The sequence below is a fragment of the Endozoicomonas sp. NE40 genome, from assembly GCF_040549045.1.
Classification (GTDB): Bacteria; Pseudomonadota; Gammaproteobacteria; order Pseudomonadales; family Endozoicomonadaceae; genus Endozoicomonas_A; species Endozoicomonas_A lisbonensis.
Genome location: NZ_JBEWTB010000002.1, coordinates 3,985,704 through 4,011,441, shown reverse-complemented (window position 1 = coordinate 4,011,441; position 25,738 = coordinate 3,985,704). Strand labels below are relative to the sequence as shown.

Annotated in this window: 19 protein-coding genes and 1 pseudogene; 3 read left to right on the top strand and 17 right to left on the bottom strand. The window is 51.3% G+C overall.

Features of this window, described 5'->3' with window-relative positions; all coding sequences use genetic code 11:
* Positions 1-192 precede the first annotated feature (192 nt).
* Both V5J35_RS19110 and yacG read left to right on the top strand, forming a co-directional pair.
* Positions 193-1,125: an outer membrane protein assembly factor BamD gene (locus tag V5J35_RS19110; RefSeq protein WP_354008679.1), complete on the top strand. Its 933-nt coding sequence runs from the start codon at positions 193-195 to the stop codon at positions 1,123-1,125.
* A 51-nt stretch (positions 1,126-1,176) separates the two neighbouring features.
* Positions 1,177-1,395, top strand: coding sequence for a DNA gyrase inhibitor YacG (gene yacG, locus V5J35_RS19105; protein WP_354008678.1), 219 nt, complete (start codon positions 1,177-1,179; stop codon positions 1,393-1,395).
* Here yacG and V5J35_RS19100 read toward each other — a convergent pair.
* Positions 1,361-2,632 (bottom strand): hypothetical protein, encoded by a 1,272-nt coding sequence (locus V5J35_RS19100; RefSeq protein ID WP_354008677.1) that lies wholly within the window; start codon positions 2,630-2,632, stop codon positions 1,361-1,363. The genes yacG and V5J35_RS19100 overlap by 35 nt on opposite strands.
* A 238-nt stretch (positions 2,633-2,870) precedes the next feature.
* Here V5J35_RS19100 and V5J35_RS19095 point away from each other — a divergent pair, with 238 nt between their 5' ends.
* On the top strand, positions 2,871-3,923 hold the full coding sequence (locus tag V5J35_RS19095) for a hypothetical protein (protein WP_354008676.1): 1,053 nt from the start codon (positions 2,871-2,873) through the stop codon (positions 3,921-3,923).
* A 69-nt stretch (positions 3,924-3,992) separates the two neighbouring features.
* Here V5J35_RS19095 and V5J35_RS19090 read toward each other — a convergent pair whose 3' ends face one another.
* From V5J35_RS19090 to V5J35_RS19015, 16 genes and pseudogenes are all read right to left on the bottom strand, one after another.
* Positions 3,993-4,979 (bottom strand): Nudix family hydrolase, encoded by a 987-nt coding sequence (locus tag V5J35_RS19090; RefSeq protein ID WP_354008675.1) that lies wholly within the window; start codon positions 4,977-4,979, stop codon positions 3,993-3,995.
* 163 nt (positions 4,980-5,142) lie between these two features.
* Positions 5,143-6,360: a bifunctional glutamate N-acetyltransferase/amino-acid acetyltransferase ArgJ gene (gene argJ / locus V5J35_RS19085; RefSeq protein WP_354008674.1), complete on the bottom strand. Its 1,218-nt coding sequence runs from the start codon at positions 6,358-6,360 to the stop codon at positions 5,143-5,145.
* A gap of 157 nt (positions 6,361-6,517) precedes the next feature.
* Positions 6,518-9,254, bottom strand: a pseudogene (gene secA / locus V5J35_RS19080) (preprotein translocase subunit SecA).
* A gap of 228 nt (positions 9,255-9,482) precedes the next feature.
* Complete coding sequence (locus V5J35_RS19075) at positions 9,483-10,466, bottom strand: M23 family metallopeptidase (RefSeq protein ID WP_354008672.1); 984 nt, start codon at positions 10,464-10,466, stop codon at positions 9,483-9,485.
* Positions 10,467-10,965: 499 nt separating this feature from the next.
* On the bottom strand, positions 10,966-11,880 hold the full coding sequence (gene lpxC / locus V5J35_RS19070) for a UDP-3-O-acyl-N-acetylglucosamine deacetylase (RefSeq protein ID WP_354008671.1): 915 nt from the start codon (positions 11,878-11,880) through the stop codon (positions 10,966-10,968).
* Positions 11,881-11,979: 99 nt separating this feature from the next.
* Positions 11,980-13,203 carry a cell division protein FtsZ gene (gene ftsZ / locus V5J35_RS19065; protein ID WP_354008670.1) on the bottom strand — a complete coding sequence of 408 codons (1,224 nt, stop codon included), beginning with the start codon at positions 13,201-13,203 and terminating at the stop codon, positions 11,980-11,982.
* Between the two features lie 65 nt (positions 13,204-13,268).
* Positions 13,269-14,504 carry a cell division protein FtsA gene (ftsA, locus tag V5J35_RS19060; protein WP_354008669.1) on the bottom strand — a complete coding sequence of 412 codons (1,236 nt, stop codon included), beginning with the start codon at positions 14,502-14,504 and terminating at the stop codon, positions 13,269-13,271.
* 136 nt (positions 14,505-14,640) lie between these two features.
* Positions 14,641-15,471 (bottom strand): cell division protein FtsQ/DivIB, encoded by an 831-nt coding sequence (locus tag V5J35_RS19055; protein WP_354008668.1) that lies wholly within the window; start codon positions 15,469-15,471, stop codon positions 14,641-14,643.
* On the bottom strand, positions 15,440-16,486 hold the full coding sequence (locus tag V5J35_RS19050; RefSeq protein ID WP_354008667.1) for a D-alanine--D-alanine ligase: 1,047 nt from the start codon (positions 16,484-16,486) through the stop codon (positions 15,440-15,442). The genes V5J35_RS19055 and V5J35_RS19050 overlap by 32 nt, the downstream gene beginning before the upstream one ends.
* Positions 16,487-16,540: 54 nt before the next feature.
* On the bottom strand, positions 16,541-17,992 hold the full coding sequence (gene murC / locus V5J35_RS19045) for a UDP-N-acetylmuramate--L-alanine ligase (RefSeq protein WP_354008666.1): 1,452 nt from the start codon (positions 17,990-17,992) through the stop codon (positions 16,541-16,543).
* Positions 17,985-19,136 (bottom strand): undecaprenyldiphospho-muramoylpentapeptide beta-N-acetylglucosaminyltransferase, encoded by a 1,152-nt coding sequence (gene murG, locus V5J35_RS19040; protein WP_354008665.1) that lies wholly within the window; start codon positions 19,134-19,136, stop codon positions 17,985-17,987. The genes murC and murG overlap by 8 nt, the downstream gene beginning before the upstream one ends.
* Positions 19,129-20,337, bottom strand: a complete 1,209-nt coding sequence (ftsW, locus tag V5J35_RS19035) for a putative lipid II flippase FtsW (RefSeq protein WP_354008664.1) — start codon at positions 20,335-20,337, stop codon at positions 19,129-19,131. Before ftsW ends, murG begins: the two co-directional genes overlap by 8 nt.
* Complete coding sequence (gene murD / locus V5J35_RS19030) at positions 20,334-21,719, bottom strand: UDP-N-acetylmuramoyl-L-alanine--D-glutamate ligase (protein ID WP_354008663.1); 1,386 nt, start codon at positions 21,717-21,719, stop codon at positions 20,334-20,336. The genes ftsW and murD overlap by 4 nt, the downstream gene beginning before the upstream one ends.
* A 16-nt stretch (positions 21,720-21,735) precedes the next feature.
* Positions 21,736-22,818: a phospho-N-acetylmuramoyl-pentapeptide-transferase gene (gene mraY, locus V5J35_RS19025; RefSeq protein WP_354008662.1), complete on the bottom strand. Its 1,083-nt coding sequence runs from the start codon at positions 22,816-22,818 to the stop codon at positions 21,736-21,738.
* Positions 22,819-22,820: 2 nt separating this feature from the next.
* The gene (locus V5J35_RS19020) at positions 22,821-24,218 is read right to left on the bottom strand and encodes a UDP-N-acetylmuramoyl-tripeptide--D-alanyl-D-alanine ligase (protein WP_354008661.1); all 1,398 of its coding nucleotides are present in this window, start codon (positions 24,216-24,218) and stop codon (positions 22,821-22,823) included.
* Positions 24,215-25,726, bottom strand: coding sequence for a UDP-N-acetylmuramoyl-L-alanyl-D-glutamate--2,6-diaminopimelate ligase (locus tag V5J35_RS19015; RefSeq protein ID WP_354008660.1), 1,512 nt, complete (start codon positions 25,724-25,726; stop codon positions 24,215-24,217). Before V5J35_RS19015 ends, V5J35_RS19020 begins: the two co-directional genes overlap by 4 nt.
* Positions 25,727-25,738 lie beyond the last annotated feature (12 nt).

Sequence of the window (25,738 nt, the reverse complement as noted above, 5' to 3'; positions counted from 1 at the left end):
CTATAACGACTAAACTGCACCGGTGGAGCAATTCTCCCGTGTGCTTTCTTTCCGTTTCAGGCGGACTGTGTTTAAATTAGACTGATTAACAAACCCGGTAGTTTATCATATCCACCGATGCAGATTAGGGTGAATCGCCGCTGATCCCTATCCGTAAAAATGCATGCCGGAGTACGGAAACCGATAAAAGTCATGAGAATATTCAAATTCAATATTACCCGCATCCTGTCCGCTCTGTTTATCAGTGCAGCACTGGTGGGCTGTGCATCCACTACGGATGAAGAAGTACCGGAGACGCTGTCTGAAGCCGAAATGTATCAGATGGCCACCCGGTCCATCGACAGCGGGCAGTACGATGACGCCATTAAAACGCTTCGCACCCTGGAATCCCGTTATCCATTTGGCAGCTTTGCTGAACAATCCCAACTGGATATTATTTACGCCTACTTCATGAACTATGAGCCGGAAGCAGTACGCGCTGCTGCTGACCGCTTCCTGCGCCTGCACCCCAATCACCCGAACGCTGATTACGCCCTGTACATGAAAGGACTGGCGTCCAATACTTCAGCCATGGGGCTTCTGGAACGGTATCTGCCACTGGATTACACCAAGCGTGATCCCGGTCAGGCCCGACAGTCTTTTGGTGAGTTTTCCGAACTGCTAAACCGCTACCCGGACAGCCGTTATGCGCCGGACGCCCGACAGCGCATGATAGCCCTGCGCAACCGACTGGCTGCCTATGAGATACACGCTGCTAATTACTATATGAAGCGTAAAGCCTATGTCGCAGCCACCAACCGTGGTCGTTATGTGGTAGAAAACCTGCAAAAAACCCCCGCAGTTCCAGAGGCTCTTGCGATCATGATTGAAGGCTATCAGCGAATGGGGCTGATCGAGCCGGCGAACGAAGCGCTGGAAGTTCTGCGACTGAATTACCCTGAGTCTGATGCCCTGAACGAAAAAGGCGAATTTATTGGTTATCAGTCTTTTGGCGATGTGAACCCGTCACTACTTTATACCGTGACCTTCGGTTTGTTCGGGGACTCCGGTATCGACAAACAACTGGAAAATATTCCTGCCCTTTCTCAGGAGTCAACGCCAAAGCCGCCAGCTCAGGATCAGTAATCAGCTCCCGGGACTGAACAGTAAAAGCCTCTGCCTGCAGAGGCTTTTTTAATGAAAGAGGATTTAGTTTTAGTCATGCCAACCACCGTAAAATGCCCCAACTGCAACAAGCCGGTTGAATGGAAAAAGGAAAATAAATACCGACCGTTCTGCTCTGAGCGCTGCAAACTGATTGACTTCGGAGCCTGGGCAAACGAAGAACATTCAATCCCCGGCCGCCCTGATTTTGATGACCTTATGTCGGACGAACTCGACCAACCAGGGCGCTGAGTGTCCAGCGACCAGGCTCTTCAGGCCAGGGATGACTTGCAGGCTCAACAATGGCAGCCGCCTGGTCTCGTTTGAATTTCAATATTTGCAACAGTGCTGAACGGGCTTGAGGATGATGCACATGCCCCACCAGCCCCTTCAGCTTTTCGTCACTCATTTTTGCAATCATGCCCAAAGCGCCCTTCATCAACGCATCTATATTCTCGCCATTACGTTTCATCCCCTGAATCACGGTATGTATGGTGTGGCGGCCACGGTACTGACCCCGATGCTTAATGGAAGGCGACATCATCTTGTGATGAAACTGTTCAAGGGTGCATTTAGAGGGTAGTTTGCAGCGATTGTAGAAAGACATACCAAAATCAATATTCACCAGCCGTTGTCTTGTACCTCCACCGGCATCTGGAGCAAACATGTAGTTATCCAGCTTCAGGTAATCCTCATCACCCAGCAAAAACCTGCGCACAACCAGATTCACCACAGGGTTATGTGTTTTGTGAAACCGGGTGCAGAGAACCGGTGAAGAACTGTCTGAAGGTTTCTGAACCAGACGATGACCATTGTCATAGCCCTGCAGATGTCTGCTGGCGATACAATGTTCATCCTCGCCAGAAGATGACCCAGCCTCTTTCATGGAATAGCCAACTTTATAAGCACCGTTAAAGTGATCATCACTTTCCGAACTCACCACTTCCCTGTAAACATTGGCTGCCAGCACTTCTTTCTGGGCAAGCAACTGCTTGTTGTCGTAATAATCGGCTTTATAGCGCTGCCCGGTGATCCAGTACATCATTTTCTGCAGGTAACGTTTAAGCTTTACACCGGTTGATTCGTACCCGGGTGTCTTCACATGCCATTCGCCGGAATACCTTTCAGCTTCCGCCAGTCCGGGACTGACAAGCATATGTTTATGATCAACGGTATCCGCATCTTTTTTCTGACCTGACACAGGTGTCCAGAAATCATTGTGCGGACGGGTATTCATGGAAGGGATAATGTCTGGATCTGTCTGACCAGTCTGGGAGTAATAGTCATTACTGGTTGCAAGGTCATGCTGAGCCACCTGACGGGGTCTGGATACAGTATACGGACTTGGATCACGGGGAATTTCTGTTGGCAAAGAGGCTGTGGACACCTTTCGAAACTTATGTTTCCCACGGTTCAATGGTTTCGGACCCGCTCTGCCAGGTCCTGTAAAACCATAATTTCCCGCCAGTTTTCGAAGTCTTTCCAGCATGGCGTCCCTGCCTCAAATTAAGTTAAACGAATTAATAAATTTTTTTATAGTCTAGCCAGACCTGACCATACCGAACAGTTCTTCAAAAATATTATAAGGAAGGCTGGCCAAATCCAACCTACACTGCGTATTGCATTTTTTATACCTTTGAAGCCCTCTGATTATCAGGCCAGCAGGCTGATTTCGTTTTGTGCGGGAACTGGCTTTATTTATAAGCAGTGATGTATAGGAGAGAAAAGTGGTTCAGTTCAAAATCCTCGGGTTGATCTTATGCCTGATAGCACTCCTCACTCCACTGATCTGTAAAGCCGCCCCAAAAACAAGGACCTATAAAATTACAACGAAAGATGGCTCCAGCAGAAAGATAAAGGTAGAAGAAGAGTGTTTAACAGGAAAAGAGGGGCAGAAAAATGCAGATGATGTAATCTATGTTTCTGATGGTGCCACTATGCATAGATTTACTGTAGCACCTTCCCCTGTTGATACTGATAATCCCATTCAATCCCGCAAGGTTATTACCAGGCATTTGACGCCGCCAGCCAACAAATGGAAAAAAAAACGCAAAATATATGTCGATGGTGAATCTGCTTGCACATTTATACAGGATGAGAGTAGATCCTATCAAAGATATAATCTTTCGGGACTCTGGAGAGGAACTCCCTTATTAAACTCACAGCACTTACAAGCGCTTACCTCTAATTTTGAACGGGTAAATAATCGCAATATACTTCTTCCTATAGGGACATTTGAAGTTAACAACACCATTGTGCATTCGAGACTCTCTGTGCTTTCTGTAGTCACAAATGAAGACGGAACCATCACCTTAACCGGAGAAATACTTTACTCGACACGCCAGGATTCATACAGAAATCAGGGCATCCAATATGAAACATCAAACTACTATTCAGATCCTGAAGTCGGTAACAGTTTGTATAGCAACATGGATAGAAGATTGTACGAAATACACCAGGATATCAGGGCAATAAAATCGAATCTCGATGAGATTTATCCTCCCGGAACTTATAATATAGAACTCTCAGCCTCGGCTGAAGCTTCACTTTCTTATACCAGTGACGGAGGCGTTTCGCTAAGTAGGTTAGAAGTTACGGGTGCGACTCTTGAAGGCCAGAGACCCACCCCCATCGACGGACTGGTTGTTACTTTAATGCCTGAGCAAAACGACATTGGTCAAGTAAATAATACAAGTCAGGCTGATGAAGATAATAAGCTATCTGAAGCCACCGGAGTGAGTCAGTGCTATAGTTGCTGTGGATTGTCATTCTGGAAATAATCAGTACTATCAATAACAGTCAATGCCTTTGGTGTGCAAAATCGAACTGTAAAAAATCAGCCACATAATCTAATGGGTTAACCAGAAAGCTCCTATACCAGCGACTCCCTGAGCCCCACAATCAATAGCCAGCGACTCATCGGAACGCCCTAATCCTCCAAGCCAGTAAACCGGCACCCTACTGCACAGGGTCAATTCAGTTGCCCTTTCGTGCCCCATAGACAAACGCCCCGGATGCGATTTGGTTGGCCGTACTGGTGACAGTGTCACAAAGTCCATGCCTGCCACTTCGGCGGCACGAAGCTGCTCTTCATTATGACAGGATGCTGCCAGCCACTGCCCTTTCCGACGGTATCTTTTCCATTCGGAAGCCGGGATACTCAATTGATCAGAACGCAGGTGAATACCGTCACACCATGTCTCCTGCAATAATTCCGGATCACCCTTTAACAACAACTTTGCATTAAACGGCTGACACAGATGGTGCAGTTCACGAGCCAGATGCAAATAAGGCTTCTCCTGCAACCAGGGAGCCCGGAACTGAATCAGGCGTAATCCGTTCTCAAGCTGTCGACTCACCTTTTCAATCAGCTCGGCCGCAGAAGAAAACAGCCCGGTCACCATATACTGGCCCGGCAGCAAAACAGCGTTAACAATGGGCTCATTGGCCGGAGGAAAATCCAGACCGGTCAGGCCGTCAGCTTCAACCCATTGCACCTCCTGTCCTTCGTTCCCCTTTGGCGTTCCGTTAACGCCCGACACCAGCCAGGTATCAAGAAGCACCGTTTTTTCAGGATACTGATGCTGAATCGTGATCAGAGGCTGAAACGTACTAACGGTGATATCCAGCTCTTCCATCAACTCCCGGTTCAGAGCTTCTTTTAAATCCTCATCCGGCTCGACTTTACCACCGGGAAATTCCCACAAACCGCCCATGTGTTTGTCGTCCGGCCTTCTGGCAACCAGTATTCGGCCGTCGTCGCCACGAATCACTGCCACTGCGACATGCACGACATAGTCAGACTGTTTTTGATCCGATTGTTGTTTTTTCGCCATGGTAAAGCTCATTTCATGAAATCAGACAGAAAGACATAGAGTAGCCATAATTTAAGCATTATGACTACTGTCAGAAGTCAAAAGTAGGTTGGGTCGAGCGTAGCGTTTATGCCCTTCAGGGTAACACCCAACAAAGCGGCTTGCTACCAACAACTGCAAGTTATTAACTGCGATATTCCGCATTTATGCGGACATACTCATGAGAAAGGTCGGTCGTCCAGATTTGCTCGGTTATGTCACCTGAACCCAGAGAAATCCTGATGGTAATCTCGTCTTTATCCATCACTGCCTGACCTGCCGCTTCTGTGTACGAAGCAGCCGGTTCACCATTTTCAACAATGCAGACATCATCCAGCCAGATGGCAATCCGTTCAATCACCAGAGAGTCCACCTCTGCACGACCAACCGCCGCCAGTATGCGCCCCCAGTTCGGGTCAGAAGCAAACAGTGCTGTTTTCACCAGTGGCGAGTGAGCAATGGTGTAAGCGACTTCCAGTGCGCTTGCCACGGTATCAGCCTTCTCAACGCTCACCGTAACAAACTTGGAAGCGCCTTCTCCGTCACGGACAATCGCCTGAGCCAGTTCAACCGCTACTTCATTGACCGCCTGACGCAAACTGCCGTATAAAGCAGATTCTTCTGACTTCAGAGACTCTGCACCTGACCTTCCTGTAGCGACCAGCATGCAGCAGTCGTTTGTCGAGGTATCTCCATCCACGGAAATACGATTAAACGACAGATTTGCAGCATCATTCAGAAGTGTCTGCAACAGAGGTTGCTCAACAGCGGCATCAGTGGCAATAAAAGCCAGCATGGTGGCCATGTTCGGGCGAATCATTCCCGATCCTTTACTGATGCCCGATACGGTATAAACGACACCATCAACCTCAAACTGACGACTGGCACCTTTGGGGCGAGTGTCGGTGGTCAGAATACCTTCTCCGGCTTTAAGCCAGCCATCTTCGGACAAATCTGCTTTTGCTGCTGGCAAGCCCGCCAGCAAACGGTCAACAGGCAACTGCTCCCCAATAACGCCTGTAGAAAAGGGCAAAACCGACTCCGGAGTAATATTCAGCAGCTCTGCAACACCAGCGGCTGACTGTTTCGCAGCCTGCATTCCCTGTTGCCCGGTGCCGGCATTGGCATTTCCGGTATTGACCACAAAACAACGGGGATTCTGATTAAGACGGGCTTTAGCAAGATGTACCGGAGCCGCACAAAATTTATTCCGGGTGAAAACACCGGCAACGGTGGCCTCTTCATCCCATTCCATCACCACCAGATCCCGGCGGTTTGTTTTGCGAATCCCTGCTTCCGCCGTCCCCAGACGAAATCCTTTAACGGCTTTAACATCAGGCCAGTTACCGGAACCAACAGCCATAACGACTCCAATTTATTCTTTGTTCTGAAGCCGGTAAAGCTACACTAGTTCCCCCAAAAAGAGAATTCCGCAAAAGAAAACGGGTCGCATGGTGTTATAACCAGTGCGACCCGTTTCTATGACTCAGTACTGTTCGGCAGACGTTAAGCTATTCTCGTTAAGCTATTTTGCCGTGACACTGCTTGTATTTTTTGCCAGAACCACATGGGCATGCTTCGTTACGACCCACCTTACGCCCATCGCGAACAAATGGCTCCGGATGTGGTGCCTCAGCTTCCTGAGCATCTTCAGACTGCTCTTCAGCCGCCATACCGCCAGCCTGAGCGTGCTGGAACTGCATACGGCGAGCCATTTCCTGACGACGGCGCTGCTCTTCCTCTTCAGTGCGGTCGTCCTGCTGAACCTGCACATGAGACAGAATACGAATGGTGTCGCCTTTAATGTCTTCCAGCATGTGCTGGAACAACTCAAAGGCTTCACGCTTGTATTCCTGCTTCGGATTCTTCTGGGCATAGCCACGCAGGTGAATACCCTGACGCAGGTGATCCATAGTCGCCAGGTGTTCTTTCCACTTGTCATCCAGAATACGCAGCAGAATATGCTTCTCGAAGTTGCGCAGGGATTCCTCGCCCGCCAGCTCTTCTTTGTTCTTGTAGCTTTCTACAACGGACTCATGAATACGCTGACGCAGACCTTCTTCGTCCAGGCGGTCGTCTTCATCCAGCCACTTCTGTACCGGCAGATTTTCAGCCAGTTCAGTTTCCAGCTTCTTCTCCAGACCTTGAACATCCCACTGTTCTTCCAGGCTTTGTGGCGGAATGAATTCGGAGATGAGGTCGTTGACAACGTCTTCACGCATCACCGCAATGTTTTCTACCACATCCTCAGCATTCAGCAGCTCGTCACGCTGAGTGTAAACCACTTTACGCTGGTCATTGGCCACGTCATCGTATTCCAGCAGCTGCTTACGAATATCGAAGTTACGGCCTTCCACCTTGCGCTGGGCTTTTTCGATGGCGTTAGACACCATGCGGTGTTCAATCGCTTCACCCTTTTCCATACCCAGGGCTTTCATAAAGTTCTTCACCCGGTCAGAGGCAAAGATTCGCATCAGGTTGTCTTCCAGAGACAGGTAGAAACGGGAAGAGCCCGGGTCACCCTGACGACCGGCACGACCACGCAGCTGGTTGTCAATACGGCGGGACTCGTGGCGCTCGGTACCGATGATATGCAGGCCACCGGCGTCCAGCACGCCTTTGTGGCGCTGCTGCCATTCAGCCTTAACCTGGTCTTCCTGCTCTTTAGTCGGGTTTTCAATCCGAGCCAGCTCAGCTTCCCAGTTACCACCCAGAATAATATCGGTACCACGCCCCGCCATGTTGGTAGCGATCGTCACTGCACCCGGCTTACCAGCCTGGGCGATAATCTCAGCTTCTTTTTCGTGGAATTTGGCGTTCAGGACGCTGTGCTTGATGCCCGCCTTGTCCAGGGCAACCGACAGATGCTCGGAAGCATCAATCGAAGCCGTACCGACAAGAGTCGGACGATTTTCAGCAACCGTTGCCTTGATGTCTTCAATGATGGCGTCGTATTTTTCATTGATGGTCAGGTAGACCAGGTCGTTATGATCCTTACGCACCATTTCTTTGTGCGTAGGAATAACCACCACGTCCAGACCATAAATCTGACGCAGTTCGAACGCTTCGGTATCAGCAGTACCGGTCATGCCGGACAGTTTTTCGTAGATACGGAAGTAGTTCTGGAAAGTGGTGGAAGCCATGGTCTGGCTTTCCGCCTGAATACGCAGGTTCTCTTTCGCTTCCAGCGCCTGGTGCAGGCCTTCTGACAGACGACGACCGGGCATGGTACGACCGGTGTGTTCATCAACCAGCAGGATTTCACCGTTCTGAACAATGTACTCAACATTGCGGGTGAACAACACATGGGCTTTCAGCGCAGCATTGACGTGGTGCAGCATGGTCAGGTTATGAGAAGAGTAAAGGCTTTCACCTTCAGGCAGCAAACCACCCTGCTGCAACATTTCCTCAACAAACTGATGACCCACTTCGGTCAGTTCAACCTGACGGGTTTTCTCGTCAACGGTGTAAGTGCTTGGTAGGCTCTTCATCTTCAGCGACTTCTTCAATCTGACGTTCCAGCTTTGGAGCCAGTTCGTTCATCTTACGATACAGTTCAGAAGAGTCTTCCGCCGGACCGGAAATAATCAGAGGAGTACGGGCTTCGTCAATCAGGATGGAGTCGACTTCATCGACAACAGCAAAGTGCAGAGGGCGTTGAAATTTGTCTTCCTTGCGGAAGGCCATATTGTCACGCAGGTAGTCAAAGCCGAACTCGTTATTGGTACCGTAAGTGATGTCCGACAGGTAGGCTGCCCGTTTCTCTTCCGGGTCCTGCTGTGGCACCACGACACCTACTGTCAGGCCAAGGAATTCGTAAAGAGTACGCATCCAGTTGGCATCCCGACGGGCGAGGTAATCGTTAACGGTAACAACATGAACACCCTTGCCGGTAATCGCATTGAGGTAAGCTGGCAGGGTCGCCATCAAGGTCTTACCTTCACCAGTGCGCATCTCCGCAACACGACCTTCGTGCAGGGTAATACCACCGATCAGCTGTACGTCGAAATGGCGCATACCCATGCTGCGCTTACCACCTTCACGAACGACCGCAAAGGCTTCAGGCAGAATGGCGTCAAGGGTTTCCCCCTGCTGGTAGCGGTCTTTGAATTCCTGAGTTTTGGCGCGTAACGCTTCGTCAGACAGGCTCGAAATACTGTCTTCCAGTGCATTTACGGCCTTAACCAGCTTACGCATTCGTTTCAGCTGCCGGTCATTTCGGCTACCAACAATTTTTTTGACTAAAGAAGCAAACATACTTGTGTGATTGACTATCTCTCAACCGGTTTACTGGGCTAAATCCGGCGAACTTAAACCGCATAAAATCTGCTAGTACAGTCTGTGTGATTCAGCGAACTAAATCACGGCAGTAGACCAGATTCTATCCCCATCTTTATATATGAACGCGTCGCCCGGTTTTCAATCCTCCCGGCGAATAACCGGAAAGAATGTAGTTCAGCTGGAAATGTACTGCCACATTTCTTCTCATCGGGTTACCCGGTCGCCAGACCGTTTCGCAGCCCGATTGTCAGATCGTTTCGCAGCCCGATACATATATCGCTGAGGGTCGACAGCCTTACCGTTCTCCAATACTTCCAGATGCACATGAGGCCCGGTAGAACGGCCTGAACTTCCCATCTTGGCTATCACCTGTCCTCTGGTCACAATATCGCCCACTTTAACAACATTTTCGTCATTGTGGGCATAGCGAGTGACATAACCGTTGCCATGGTTAATCTCAACCATTGTGCCGTAGCCCCACCGGTCACCGGACCAGACCACCACCCCTGCACCCAGAGAGAGAATGTCGGTTCCGCGCGGTGCGGCATAATCAATACCGTTATGCCAGCTGTCCTTGCCGGTAAACGGATCGGTTCGGGCTCCAAAGCGAGATGATAACCAGCCTTTTGCAGCGGGCAGCCCGCTAAGGAACGCTTCATCATCAAGCACCTTGTTAGTCAGCAGGTTGTCCAGCAACTCCAGCTGCTGCTCACGGTTATCGATCTGTTCTGCCAGTTTGTCCAGCGCATCTGTCAGCGATGGCTTGGCGTAAACCTGAAAGCTGTCAGGCTGCTGCTCAGGGCCACCCACCGCTGGTACCTGACTGAAGTCAAATTCACCATCGTCCAGGTTTGACAGCAACGTCAGCCGCTCACCCAGAGCATCCAGTCGTGTAATGCGCCCCTGCAGTTCCGCAAGGCGTAATGTCAGGGCATCCAGCTGGCGTCCGGCATCTTCACGAACGAAGGCAAGGTCCTGTTTCTGACCCAGTAGTGTCTGTTTCCAGTTTTCCAGACCCTCTTCAGTCAGAATCATATCCGAATCGTATTTAAGGAAGCCATACATTAAGCCACCACCCAGAGATACAGACAGCGTAACGGCCAGTGCCGCTGCAACGGCCAGACGTTGTCCGCTGACTCTGAATGACCGGGTGCGTGAATGATCCTGCTTGACAACTATGACTTTCATTAAAAAGCCCTGGGCTCCCACTTTTTAAATACAGTCCCTCGCTTATCCCGACCAGATCTGGGGACAAGGAACACTGAACCAAGAGTTATAACAAGTGAAGGACTTTAGCACCGACAAACAAATCCCCGCAAGAATACAGATCAACAAACTACTACAGAACGACCTGATAATTGGGAAATTAATCGATTTTTTATTTACAACTCAATGAGTTATACCAATCAAAGTTATTAGCTTCGTCATGAGCATGATTTTTTCAGCCGGTTAGACAATCCCCTAAAGGGCATAAAGGCGGCGTGAGGAGTCATAGCCTTTATGCCCTGTGGGTAATAGCTATGGCAAAGATCGCCAACGCAGGATAACCGGCTGAAAAATCAGCGCAATAGAATAGCTAATAACTGCGATTGGTATTACAAAAATCCTTGACTGCAACCACAAAAAAAGGCCGCTTTAAAAGCGACCTTTTTCTTCAGCAGTCCATACCCTGAAGTCCGGATACCGTTTAAGCGGTAACCGCTACAGGCTTGAGGTAAGAAATGGGGGACACTTCCGCATCTTCGAAAGTCACCACTTCCCACGCTTCCTGGTTTTCCAGCAGGTGACGAACCAGCTTGTTGTTCAGTTCATGGCCGGACTTAACGCCAACAAACTGACCAATCAGGCTATTGCCCAGCAGATACAGGTCACCAATGGCGTCCAGCATCTTGTGCTTTACAAACTCATCGTGATAACGCAGACCATCCTCGTTCAGGATGCGGTAGTCGTCAACCACCACTACATTATCAACGCTGCCACCCAGAGCCAGGTTCTGGGAGCGAAGGTATTCAACATCCCGCATAAAGCCGAATGTACGAGCCCGGCTGACTTCCTTGACAAAGGATGTGCTGGAGAAATCAATCGCAGCAGTCTGCGAACGACTCTTGAATACCGGATGATCAAAATCAATGGTAAAACTTACCTTAAAGCCTGCATAAGGTTTGAAGGTAGCGGTTTTATCACCATCAGAAACGGTGACTTCCTTTTTGATCCGGATGAACTTTTTCGGTGCTTCCTGCTCCCGGATGCCAGCAGACTGGACCAGGAAAACGAAAGGACCGGCACTGCCATCCATAATAGGCACTTCGTGTGCGCTGACTTCAACATAGGCATTATCAATGCCCAGTCCTGCCAGAGCTGAGAGAAGATGCTCGACGGTATCTACGCGAGTACCATCTTTCTGCAGAGATGTGCACAGCGTAGTCTGCCCCACATTCTCGGCACGTGCGGGTATCTCTACAACTGGGTCGAGATCCGTACGACAAAAGATGATACCTGTATCAACGGGAGCTGGCTTCAGGGTCAAATAGACCTTTTCGCCAGAATGTAACCCTACTCCCGTGGCACGAATAATGTTTTTCAGGGTACGCTGTCTGATCATGATTACGCAATTCCGCGACCTGTAAGGTCCCTGTTATTTGAATGCAACGACTCATTGTAACAAAAGTTACATTTGACACAAGTCGTAACTTACACTCAATTAATCAGCCTGCCGACGCAAAAACGCCGGAATATCCAGATAATCTACATTGTCAGTCGATGTTGCCTGACGTTTTGGTGGCTCCGGCTCTGCATCGGCGGTGACCGTTGCAGGCCTGCCAGCCTCTTCCGCATCTTTGGTACGATTGCGGATGCTGGGTGGAATATCCAGGGTTTTAAGATCCAGTGATCCATCGTTGCGGGTTGTACGCGGACGGGAACCGTCAACTACCTTCAGTGCAGGGTCTGTTTCAGACTCCTCACCACCCAGGCCGGTCGCCACCACAGTGACCCGCAACTCATCACTCATTTCGGTATCAATAACCGCTCCCACCACAATGGTGGCGTTTTCGGAAGCGAATTCTGCAACCGTTTCGTTCACTTCGGTGTATTCATTCAGCCCCATATCCATGCCACCGGTGATGTTAACCAGGACGCCACGGGCACCACGAAGGTTAACATTTTCCAGCAGCGGGCTGCGAATGGCACGCTCGGCAGCTTCAACGGCACGATTACTGCCAGTAGCAGAGCCTGTACCCATCATAGCCATACCCATTTCCGACATCACGGTACGTACGTCCGCAAAATCGACATTGATCAGGCCGTCACGGGTAATCAGTTCTGAAATACCCTGCACCGCGCCCAGCAGCACATCATTGGCGGCACCAAAGGCGTTGAGCAGGCTGACATCCTTACCCAGTACAGGCAGAAGGTTCTGATTAGGAATACAGATGAGAGAGTCTACATTTTCCTGCAGTTCTTTCAGACCTTCTTCGGCCACTGTCATACGACGACGACCTTCAAAGGAGAAGGGCTTGGTCACCACCGCAACAGTCAACGCGCCCATTTCACGGGCTATCTGTGCCACAATTGGCGCAGCGCCCGTACCTGTACCACCACCCATACCAGCAGTGATGAACACCATATCGGCACCCTGCAACAGGTCGCTGATACGGTCACGATCTTCCATGGCCGCTTCACGGCCAATCTGAGGGTTAGCGCCGGCACCCAGACCACGAGTAATGCCAGCGCCCAGCTGCAGGTGCGTATGCGCCTGCATGTGTTGTTTCTTAAGAGCCTGAGCGTCAGTGTTGGCGCAGACAAACTCTACACCTTCCAGCTGACTGTTCAGCATGTGGCAGACAGCATTGCCGCCACCACCGCCGACACCGATAACTTTAATGACCGCTTCCTGCGGAACGTTATCTTCCAACATTTCAAACATGTGGCCCTCTCCTTATTCTCTCACCTTAAACAGGATATTTTCTAAAAATTGGCAGTGGCGTTCAATCAGAAGTTACCCTGAAACCACTGTTTTAACCGATTGAACACACCTTCCTCCTGCTTGCTGTATACAGCTTCCTTACGTCCTTCCTGCTGGATTTTAAGACCGTAATGCAAAAGCCCGACACCTGTCGAATATATCGGATTACATACGACATCGGCCAAACCCCGCACTGCTTGCGGCATTCCCAGTCTTACCGGCATATGGAATATTTCTTCTGCCAGCTCGACAACGCCTTCCATCTTCGACGTTCCACCCGTCAGGACAATACCTGCGGGGATCAGCTCTTCAAAACCACTGCGACGAAGCTCCTGCTGGATCAACGTAAACAACTCCTCATAACGAGGCTCTACGACTTCTGCCAGTGATTGTCTGGAAAGTTCCCGGGCCGGGCGATCGCCCACGCTGGGAACCTTGATCATGTCGTCTGCACCAGCCAGCTGAGTCAGTGCACAGGCGTATTTAATCTTCAGTTCTTCCGCATGCTGGGTCGGTGTACGCAATGCCATGGCAATGTCATTGGTTACCTGATCCCCGGCAATAGGAATAACCGCAGTATGGCGAATAGCGCCATCTGTAAAAATGGCAATATCAGTGGTACCACCACCAATATCCACCATGCAGACACCCAGCTCTTTCTCATCCTCAGACAGGACGGAATAGCTCGATGCCAGTTGTTCCAGAATGACGTCGTCGACTTCTAGCCCACAACGTCGTATACAATTTTCAATGTTCTGGGAGGCATTCACCGCACAGGTGACCAGATGTACCCTTGATTCCAGACGAACGCCAGACATCCCCAGCGGCTCTTTGACGCCATCCTGAGAATCAATGACATACTCCTGTGGCAGAATATGAAGAATACGCTGGTCGGCAGGAATTGCTACTGCTTTTGCAGCATCAATAACCCGTTCAATATCAGCTCTGGTTACTTCCCGTTCCCTGATAGCCACAATACCGTGGGAGTTCAGACTGCGGATATGGTTACCGGCAATTCCCGCATAAACAGAATGGATCTGACAACCGGCCATCAATTCAGCTTCTTCAATGGCTCGCTTCATGGCGTGTACGGTGGAGTCAATATTCACGACAACACCACGTTTCAAACCTCTGGAAGCGTGGGAACCAATGCCAATCACTTCCAGTTCGCCATCTTCCAGAATCTCGCCGACTATGGCTACTACCTTGGAGGTGCCAATGTCTAACCCAACGATCAAATTTCCGTTCTCTGCCGATGTCATGGCATTTATCTTCCTAAACCGCAATAGCTTTCATAGTCAGCATAACTTTCGTAATTAGCACAGATAGTCAGCACAGATGGTCAGCACAAACAGTCAGCGCGCTGACATCACCGCCCCTTTCTGCTTTTCCTTTACACTAATTCTGTTGCCAGGCGACAGACGCACCATTGAGGTAACGCATATCCACACGCTCTACCTCGTTCCAGCGACTGTCCAGCCTTGCATGGTACAGACGGACAAACCTCTGCAACCGTTCCATACGCCGATCACGACCCAGATAAACCGTCACGTGATCAACCTTGAATCGCCACGAACCCGCCGAACCCAGTTGCAGCTCGCTCACCGACAACCCCATTGGTCGCAATAACTGACTGATAGACAGATATTGCTGCATAACCTCAAGTGCCTCATCATCCGACCCGGATAACAGCGGCAACGACTTGAATTCGCTCACCGATGCAGGTGCAAACACTACACCCTCACCGGTAATTAACTTATCCTGCTTCCATCGGGCAACAGCCTGACGCTCCTGCAGGGAAACCTCAAGCCGATCCGGCCAGCGTCGCCTGAGGCTGGCTTCCCGCACCCAGGGCATCTGCAACAGTGCCTGACGCATCGCTTCCAGATCAAGATGAAAGAAACGATTGACCAGAAACGGTTCCAGCTCTGCTTCCACCTTCACCCGGTTAAGAGACTCAAAACCCGCATGAATCTCCACACGTGCTATCGGCCGGTTCAACCAGTTCATCAGCGAAGGCCATACCCACAGCACCGCCCCCAGAAAGACAACACCGGTCGTCATCCGGGCAATCTGCCACCCGGTGCGCGAGTGAGTGGACAGGAAAGTCCGGACTCGTCCGGAAGAAGGCGGCTGCCGCCTTCTTCTTACCTGAACACTATCTACCCGACTGACCGCCACCTGACTGCCTGAACGCTCAGACTGGGTCGGCTTCCGCTTCAGCAACAATCTGGCTTTCCCTTTCCTGATCATCCATCGTTAACGGACCGTTGTCTGATAGTACATTATCTGACAACGATGACTTCAGCACCTCCAGAACCAGCGCATCAAAGTCCAGCCCTACCGCCTTTGCGGCCATAGGCACCAGACTGTGTTCAGTCATCCCGGGAATAGTATTCACTTCCAGCAACCAGAAACGTCCACGCTGGTCTTCCATAAAGTCCACACGTCCCCAGCCTGAGCAACCAATGGTCTCAAACGCCGTCAGGGCGATCGCCTGCATTTCCTGTTCCCGGGTTTTACTAAGGCCGGAAGGCAGACGATAACCGGTATCATCAGATAAATACTTCGCCTCATAGTCATAAAACTCATTCTGGGCTTCAATTCGAATCACCGGCAAGGCTTCACCGTTAAGTATCGCTACAGTGTATTCAGGCCCATCAATAAACTGCTCAACCAGAACCGAACTGTTATGTTTGGATGCTTTTTCAAAAGCAGGCAGAAGATCCGGTTCACGATCCACCCTGGCCACACCCACACTGGAACCTTCAAGGCTGGGTTTAACAAATACCGGCAGCATATCGGCACAGTACTCAAGCGTGTCCGGGGTTTCTACCAGACGAAAATCCGGGGTAGGCAGCCCCACCGCCTGCCACAACAGTTTGGTGCGGTATTTATCCATCGCCAGAGCCGATGCCAGAACACCACTACCCTGATAGGGAATACCCATGGACTCCAGCAACCCCTGAATCGTACCATCTTCCCCGCCACGACCGTGCAGGGCAATAAATGCACGATCCGGCTGCCAGGCTTCCAGCTGACCCATCAGGTCATCAGCCGGGTCAATCATCCTGCAATCCACACCATTGCGAACCAGTGCCGCATAAATCCGGTCGCCGGTCACCAGGCTAACTTCCCTTTCGGCTGATGTGCCGCCGAGAAGGACAGCCACTTTACCAAATGCCCGGGGATCAAACTGATCTCGATTCTGGCCAGCCTGTGCGCTGGTATTGGATTCACTCATTCCTGTAAGACCTGCTTGTGGCATGGACTTCATTTTCACTTATCGCCGGTGAATTTACACCGGCTCTCCTAATTTCTCACTAAGCTTCAGGGACAGCGCGCCAATATCACCCGCTCCCTGAGTTAACAACAGATCGCCATCGCGCAATACGCCGGACAGAATATCGTCAAGCGCATCAGGGTCAGAAACAAAAATCGGGTCCAACTGCCCCCGCTGACGAATACTGCGACACAAACTGCGACTGTCTGCTCCTAGGACAGGCTCTTCACCCGCCGCATAGACTTCCATCAGTAACAGAACATCCACCCTGGACAGCACATCAACAAAGTCTTCATACAAATCACGCGTACGTGAATAACGATGAGGCTGATACAACATAACCAGTCGTTTATCATCCCAGCCGTTGCGAATCGCGCTAACGGTTGCCGCTACTTCTGTCGGGTGATGGCCATAGTCGTCAACCAGCATGATGTCGCCAGCATCACCTTCATTATTAATGTGGCGATAATGCCCCTGCACCTGAAAGCGTCGGCCCACACCCTGAAACTGTCGTAACCCTTCACGAATAGCTGTGTCATCAATACCTTCATCGGATGCCACTGCAAAGGTTGCCAGGGCATTGAGAACATTGTGATGTCCCGGAATGTTCAGTTCCATCTCAACCGTTTCACCCGACTGACGACGCACCAGGTCAAACCGGGTTTTCATGCCTTCCTGACGGATATTAACAGCTCGAATATCAGCCTCTTCGCTCACACCATAAGTGATAATCTGTCGTTTGATCGACGGTAACAGTTCACGCACCACAGGACAATCGATACATACGACAGCCAACCCGTAAAAAGGCAGGTTGTGCAGAAAGTCCACAAAGGTTTTCTTTAATTTACCAAAGTCACCTTCATAGGTTTCCATATGATCTGCATCGATATTGGTCACAATGGACACCATGGGCTGCAGATGCAAAAACGAAGCGTCCGACTCATCAGCTTCAGCAATCAGATACCGGCTCCCCCCCAGTTTGGCGTTGGTACCCGCAGAATTCAGACGACCGCCAATCACAAAGGTCGGGTCAAGGTCTGCATAACCAAATACCGATGCCAGCAAACTGGTTGTTGTTGTTTTACCGTGAGTACCGGCTACGGCAATACCGTGACGGTAACGCATCAGTTCAGCCAGCATCTCCGCCCTGGGAACTACTGGCAGGCGCAATACCCTCGCTTCAATCACCTCAGGGTTTTCACCGGCGACTGCTGTTGACGTTACCACTACATCCGCACCATGGACATGACCTGCATCATGCCCAATGAACACCTTGATACCCTGCCCTTCCAGACGACGGGTTACCGGTGACTGCCGAATGTCCGACCCGGATATTTCATAACCCTGATTGCACAGAACTTCAGCAATACCGCACATTCCGGTACCACCTATACCGACAAAATGAATGCGACGGATGCGACGCATTTCCGGCACCGGAGTCACCGGAAACATTCGATTATCAGACATCAGCCACCTCCAGGCAGTGTTCTGCCACCTGCCGGGTGGACTCTGGCAGGGCAATAGAGCGGGCGGCCGCCCCCATCTGCTCAAGCCGTGAACGATTTTCAATTAATTCCTGTAACATTCGGGCCAAACTGCCTTGGTTAAATTCGTTTTGCTGGATCATCAGAGCTGCACTCTGTTCAACCAGATAATGCCCATTGGCGGTCTGATGATCATCAACCGCCCAGGGATAGGGTACGAGTATCGAAGGGCGTCCGGCGACAGCCAGCTCAGACACCGTTAACGCGCCTGACCGACAAAGGATCAGGTCAGCCCAGTCGTAGGCTTCTGCCATATCATCGATAAATTCTTCAACGCGGCCATCAACACCGTGGTCATGATACAACTGCCGTGTTGCATCAAGGTTTCCCTTGCCCGTCTGATGCCAGACCTGAAGCGGTTGTTCAGTGGCATCCTGTGGACTCTTTTTCAGCGATTCTTTCAGCGACTCTTTCAGCGATGAGAGAGCGGCAGGCACCGTCTGGTTGAACACCTGCGCACCACGGCTGCCACCCACCACCAGCAACCGAACGGGCGCTTCACCACGCTGCTCCAGTTTCTGTACAGCACTCTGGATATCGTTCCTGACAGGGTTGCCAGTGTGAAACACTTTTCCGGAACTCATACCCGCCTTCTGGAAGGTACCCGGAAACGCTTCCAGCACCCGACTGGAAATACGGGCCAGTACTTTATTGGTCAGTCCGGCAATAGCATTCTGCTCATGGATCACCAACGGCACACCCAACAAACGGGCAGCAAGACCCCCAGGCCCCGTTACATATCCACCCATACCCAGCACACAGACCGGATTATGCTGTCGCAATGCCCTGACCGCACGCAGCAGGGAGACAGAGATTCGCCAGGGGGCTTTCAGCAGGAAGCTAAGCCCCTTTCCCCGCAGCCCGGTGACCGGCAGGAAGCTGATATCAAAGCCATACTTTGGTACCAGCTCTGCCTCCATACTGCCCGGCGTTCCCAGCCAGTGGATAGCAAAACCTCTTTTCTTCAACTCCTGCGCTGTTGCCAGGGCCGGGAATATATGCCCCCCCGTACCACCTGCCATCACGACAATGGTTGGCTTTTTTACCGCAGAGGAATGCTCAGACATGGCGCTCTCCCCGGCTGACTGACCGCCTGCGCTGTTCCGCAGGTTTGTCTTTAACATTGAACAAGCGTCGCTCATAATCAATTCGTAACAACAATCCAAACGCCAGACAGTTAATCAACAGACTACTGCCTCCATAACTGATTAACGGCAACGCCAACCCCTTGGTTGGGAGCAGCCCGGTGTTTACACCGATATTGATCAGCGCCTGGCCACCGAACAACAGGGCAAACCCATAAGCGACATAGCCATGGAACAGCAGATCTTTCTGTTCACAACGGAAACCAATCTGTAAAATCCGCCAGGAAATAAACAGGAAAAGCAGTACAACCACCGTACTGCCGAAAACGCCAAACTCTTCAGCAAGGACAGCAAACACAAAATCAGTGTGCGCTTCCGGCAGGTAAAACAACTTCTGAATACTGTTACCCAGACCAACACCGAACCATTCACCACGACCAAAAGCAATCAGTGCCTGTGTTAACTGGTACCCGCTGCCAAAAGCGTTACCCCAGGGGTCAAGGTAAGAGGTCAGGCGAGCCATCCGGTAAGGCTCTATCCAGATCAGCAGGCCAACGGCCAGCCCCAGCAGAAGGATCAGAACCGTAAACTGGAACTTGCGAGCACCCGCCATAAAGATCATGCCCATGGAGGCTGTCATCAGTACGACAACCGCACCAAGATCCGGCTCCAGTAGTAGCAAAACAGCCGAGGCGATCAGTATCAGCAAAGGCTTTAAAAAACCTCGCCACTGGGTTCTGACTTCATCCAGGCGCCGCACCAGATAAGCCGCCAGATAAACGACAATGCACAACTTAGCGGCTTCCGACGCCTGCAAATTAAATATTCCCAGAGGTATCCAGCGCACACTGCCGTTTATTTCACGCCCGACAATCAACACCAGTACCAACAGTGAAATACCTGTAAACAGAGAAGCCCAACTGTACTGTTCTATCTTTCTGACTGGTATCAGCAGCATAAACAACATGCAAAACAGACCAGCCCCGACAAACAGGCACTGCTTGAACAGGATGTACATCGAATTGTTGTAAATACTGTCGGATTCACTCATGGAAGCCGAACTGACCATCACCAGACCAACCACCAGAAGCGCTAATATGGCACCCAGCAAAGGCAGATCAATCAGGCTTGGCCTGGTGCCTTTATTGTTGAACTCCTGAAGCAGCTTCTGATGGATTGTCATACTGGCTCCCCGCTTTCCGACAGAGAGCCAAGAAACTCGACCACCCGGTGACGAAACAGGTCGCCACGCTGCTCAAAACTGGTAAACATATCAAAGCTGGCGCAGGCGGGTGCCAGCAGCACGATATCGCCAGGCTGGCTGACTCTGGCTGCCGTCTCAATCGCTTCATCAAGACTCTGTGCGTACTCAGACGGCACTGTATCACCCACCGCCTGTTCAATAGCAGCCGCATCACGCCCCATCAACACCAGCTTTCTGACAAACCGGCTGACAGGCTGTCTCAGCTCAGAAAAGTCTGCGCCTTTACCGTCACCGCCAGCAATCAGAACCAGCTTTCCCCTGGTGGTACCGCCAAGTCCTACAATGGCTGCAACCGTCGCCCCCACATTGGTTGCCTTGGAGTCATTAATCCAGACCACACCATTCTGCTCTGCAACCCATTCACAGCGATGCACCAAACCGGTAAAACGTTTTAAGACTGACAACATGGCACTCAGGGGAATCCCGACCTGCTCACCCAGCGCCAGTGCCGCCAGAGCATTCGTCTGATTATGTTGTCCGCAAAGCTTCATCTCTGAACTGTCGAGTAACTTCTCTACGCCTTTACACAACCAGGTGGTATCACCTTCCTGTAACAGGCCGTAGTCGTGCAAATCAGGCTTTCCAGCCGTAAACGCCACACCACTCACCGCAACAGGAAGCAGAGGTGTCGTCAACGCGTCCTGCTTGTTGTAGACCGCGCTCTTACAGCCTTTATAGATACGCTGCTTGGCCTGATGGTATTCGACCATGGACGGATAGCGATCCATATGGTCAGGACTCAGATTAAGCACCGTTGCCACCGCAGCTTCCAGGGAATACGTAGTTTCAAGCTGAAAACTGGACAACTCAAGGATATAGAGTTCACAGCCACCTTTTTCAAGCAGTTCAAGCGCAGGCGTTCCGATATTGCCGCCAATGCCCACCTGAATGCCAGCTTCCTCAGCCATCTTACCCAGCAGTGTGGTGACAGTGCTTTTACCATTGGAACCGGTGATGGCAACAATGGGGGCTTCAACATCACGACAGAACAGTTCGATATCACCGACAACCCTTGCCCCACAGGCCACCGCCTCCGAAATAGCCGGTTCAGCCACAGCAATCCCCGGACTGACCACCAGCTCATCAGCGTTATTCAGCCAGTCCTGGTTAAAGCCACCGGTATACACCTCGACATCCGGGTATTCAGCCTTCAGCTGATCAATACCCGGTGGCTGCGCCCGGGTGTCCATTACCCTGAATGGCAGCTGCTTTTCAGACAGATAACGAACACAGGACAGGCCGGTCTTGCCCAGACCGACGATAACCCGTGAACAACTTGAAGCGATCAGTTCCGACCCCATAAATCTGCCTTAATCCCTAGCGAAGCTTCAGTGTTGCCAGACCGATCAGCACCAGTACCAGCGTGATAATCCAGAAGCGAACGATGACCCGTGGCTCCGGCCAACCCTTAAGCTCAAAGTGGTGATGAATCGGAGCCATACGGAAAATACGACGCCCAGTCAGCTTGAAAGAAGCCACCTGCAAAATAACCGACACGGTTTCCATAACGAACACGCCGCCCATAATGATCAGGACAATTTCCTGCCGGACAATGACCGCAATGGTTCCCAGCGCTGCCCCCAGTGCCAGTGCGCCAACATCACCCATAAAGACCTGGGCGGGATAGGTGTTAAACCAGAGAAAGCCCAGACCAGCTCCGGCAATGGCACCACAGAAGACAATCAGTTCACCACTACCTGAGATAAACGGAATATGGAGATACTGGGCAAAATTCGCATGACCGCTCAGGTAAGCAAAAATAGCCAGAGCTGAGGCCACCATAACCGTTGGCATAATTGCCAGACCATCAAGACCGTCCGTCAGGTTCACCGCATTACTGGTACCGACAATCGTCAGATAAGCAATCAGGACAAAAAACGGGCCGAGAGCGATGGTGACATTCTTAAAAAACGGCACAATCAGCGAGGTTTCAGCAACACCGGGCGCTGTCATAAACAAAAACATCGCCGCACCGAAACCAGCCACCGACTGCCAGAAAAATTTCCAGCGGGCGGGCAAACCACGGGAGTTTTTCTCAACCACCTTGCGGTAATCATCCACCCAGCCGACGATGCCAAAAACACCGGTAGTCAGCAGAACAACCCAGATATAACGATTTTCCAGATTCGCCCACAACAGGGTACTGATGGCAATACACACCAGTATCAAAGCGCCACCCATGGTTGGGGTTCCCGCTTTGCTGAGGTGCGACTTCGGCCCGTCATCACGGACAGACTGGCCAATCTGGTGATAACTCAGACGACGAATCATGTGTGGCCCAAGCCAGAGGCTTAAGGCCAGGGCAGTCAGTACGCCGAGAATGCCCCTGAGCGTTAAATATTTGAACACGGCAAAACCGTGGTAGTACTGGGATAAAAAATCCGCCAGCCAGAGCAGCATTGTCAGCGCTCTCCCTTATAGTCAGACCCCACCAGGGATCTTACGATATCCAACATTCCCATCCCCCGTGAACCTTTCACCAGCACAGTCACCGGCAGAGCGTCCAGCTCCGTCAGCAAAGACTGTAACCAGTCCACAAGAGACTCTTTCGTTTCAAAATGACGTCCGGCACTACCGTAGGCAGACACCGCCTGCCGGGAAGCGTCACCCAGGGCAACAAACGTTTCAATGCCCCTGTCCCGGGCATAGGCACCCACATCCAGATGCCTCTGCTGTGAAACCGCCCCGAGGTCGAGCATATCCCCCAGCACCATAACCCTGTGGCCTTTACACTCTGCCAGCTGGTCAATAGCAGCCAGAGTCGCCTTGGGATTGGCATTGTAGGTTTCGTCAATCACCAGCGTCTGATCGTCTAACTGAAACCGTTGTCCACGACGCTGGTAAGGGCGGGCATTTTCCAGCCCCTGAACGATCTTGTCCAGTCCGATACCTGCGGCAAAGGCTGCCACTGCCGCACAACAGGCATTCTGAACCTGATGCTGCCCCCAGAATGCGATGGTCAGCGCCTTTTGTTCACCGTTTAAATTCAGGGTAAAGCTCATACCTTCAGCGGTGGTTTCAATATGGCTGGCATAACCATCAGCGTCGGGATTACTCAGACTGAATGACAACACCTGCCGTTGTTTACTTCCGGATAATGTCCGCTGCTGCCAGTCATTAAAAAAAGTGTCATCCAGATTTAAAACCGCTGCCCCTTCAGGCGACAGAAAATCCAGTATAAAACCCTTCTCCTGAGCAACGCCCTCAACACTGACCAACTCATCAAGGTGCGTTTCAGCAGCATTGGTAATCACCGACACATCAGGACGGGTCAGCTCCGAGATATAACCAATCTCACCAGGCGAACTGGTTCCCAGCTCGATAACAGCAAACTGGTTGTGAGCCTTCACAGAAAACAGCGTCAGGGGAACACCAAAGGCATTATTCAGGTTGCCACGAGTCGCCAGCGTTGAACCTTCCTGATCAAGAATGGCCGCCAGCATCTCTTTAACCGACGTTTTACCGCAGGAACCCGTAATCGCCAGAAACGGAATATCCACCTGATTGCGGTTAAAGGCTCCAAGCTGCCCCAGCGCTTTCGATGTATCGTCTACAAGGATGTAACTGCCACCCTCTGCCTCAGCAGGTAACTCCTGCACCAGTACAGCTGCTGCTCCGGACTCAAGAGCCTTGCCCGCATAGGCATGCCCGTCAAAGTTGGGACCCTTGATAGCAATAAACAGTTCACCGGGCTTTACAGAACGGGAGTCGATACTGATCCCCGAAATGCCTAGGTCATTACCGTGTAAACGTCCATTAAGTTCTGCTGCCAGCTCTGAGAGCTGATAAGTCCGGATCATAATTCTCTCCATTGTGAAAGCGCGCGAGAAACATGATCCCTGTCGTCAAACGGAAGACGTTTACCTTTCACTTCCTGATAGTCTTCATGCCCTTTACCTGCCACCACCACAATTTCACGCGCCTGCGCTTCAGCAATGGTACTGGCAATGGCTTTGGCGCGGTCAATCTCAGTCACAACATTCACCTCGCCAAAATCAACGCCATGAACAGCGTCGGCTATGATCTGCCCGGGATCTTCACTGCGGGGATTATCGCTGGTCACCACCACCTTATCAGCACCGTTGACCGCCGCACGGGTCATCAACGGACGCTTGCCCCGGTCCCGGTCGCCACCGCAGCCAAACACGCAGGTCAAACGACTGGCACCGTGTTCACGCAGTGCTTCCAGTACGCTTTCAAGGGCATCCGGAGTATGAGCGTAATCAACCACAACGATTGGCTTGCGACTACCGCCAAAACGCTGCATGCGCCCCGGAACGGTGGTTAAACGGGAGATCAGCGGCAGAACCTGATCAAAGGTATAACCTTGAACACAGATACAGCTCAGAACAGCCAGCAGGTTTTCCAGATTAAAACGCCCCAGCAACGAAGTACGCAGCTGTCCACTACCCCACGGGGTGCGTATCTGACTCAACAAGCCATCAGCCGTCAAAGAAAAACTTTCAGCATAAACATCTGCTTCAGGATTGGACGTCGAGTAAGTCAGCACCTGCGTCTGACTGCCGCAGGCTTTCAGCATCATGTCACTGTAATCATCATCAAGATTGATAACAGCCTGTTTGACACGACCATCGGCAAACAACAGCGACTTGGCTTTTGCATAAGCGTCCAGCGTGCAATGGTAATCCAGATGATCCCTGCTGATATTGGTAAACACGCCAACATCGAACTGAACGCCGTCAACCCTTCCCTGATCGAGACCGTGGGAAGAAACCTCCATAGCCATGGCTTTCACGCCACTGGTACCCAGCTCTGCCATATACTGATGCAGGGAAACAGGGTCAGCAGTGGTATTTAGACAGGGCTCCAGCGACGGAGGCACTCCTTTTCCGATGGTCCCCATGACCGCACAGGGCTGCTGCAACATGGATAGCAGCTGGGCAATAAACCAGCAGCAGGAAGTCTTGCCATTCGTCCCGGTAACACCCACCACATTCAGGTTTGCGGACGGCTGCCGATAGAACCGATCAGCGAGAAAACCAATGCGATTTTTCAGACCCGATACAAAAATAACCGGCACACCTTTTGCGTCAGCATGACTAAGCTTAATTGTTGCTTCCTGTGCCTCTTCGGACTCAGCCAGCACAGCCGCTGCACCCGCTGAAACCGCCGCATCTATGTACTGACGTCCATCTACAACCAATCCGGGAACTGCCAGAAACAACTCACCCCCGACCAGCTTGCGGCTGTCGAGGGTTAATCCGGATATCGGTTTATTAAGCTCAATAGGCGGACAATCAAGAACCGCCAATACTTCGTTGAGTGTACTTAATGGGCTATCAGCCATTACCTTCCTGCT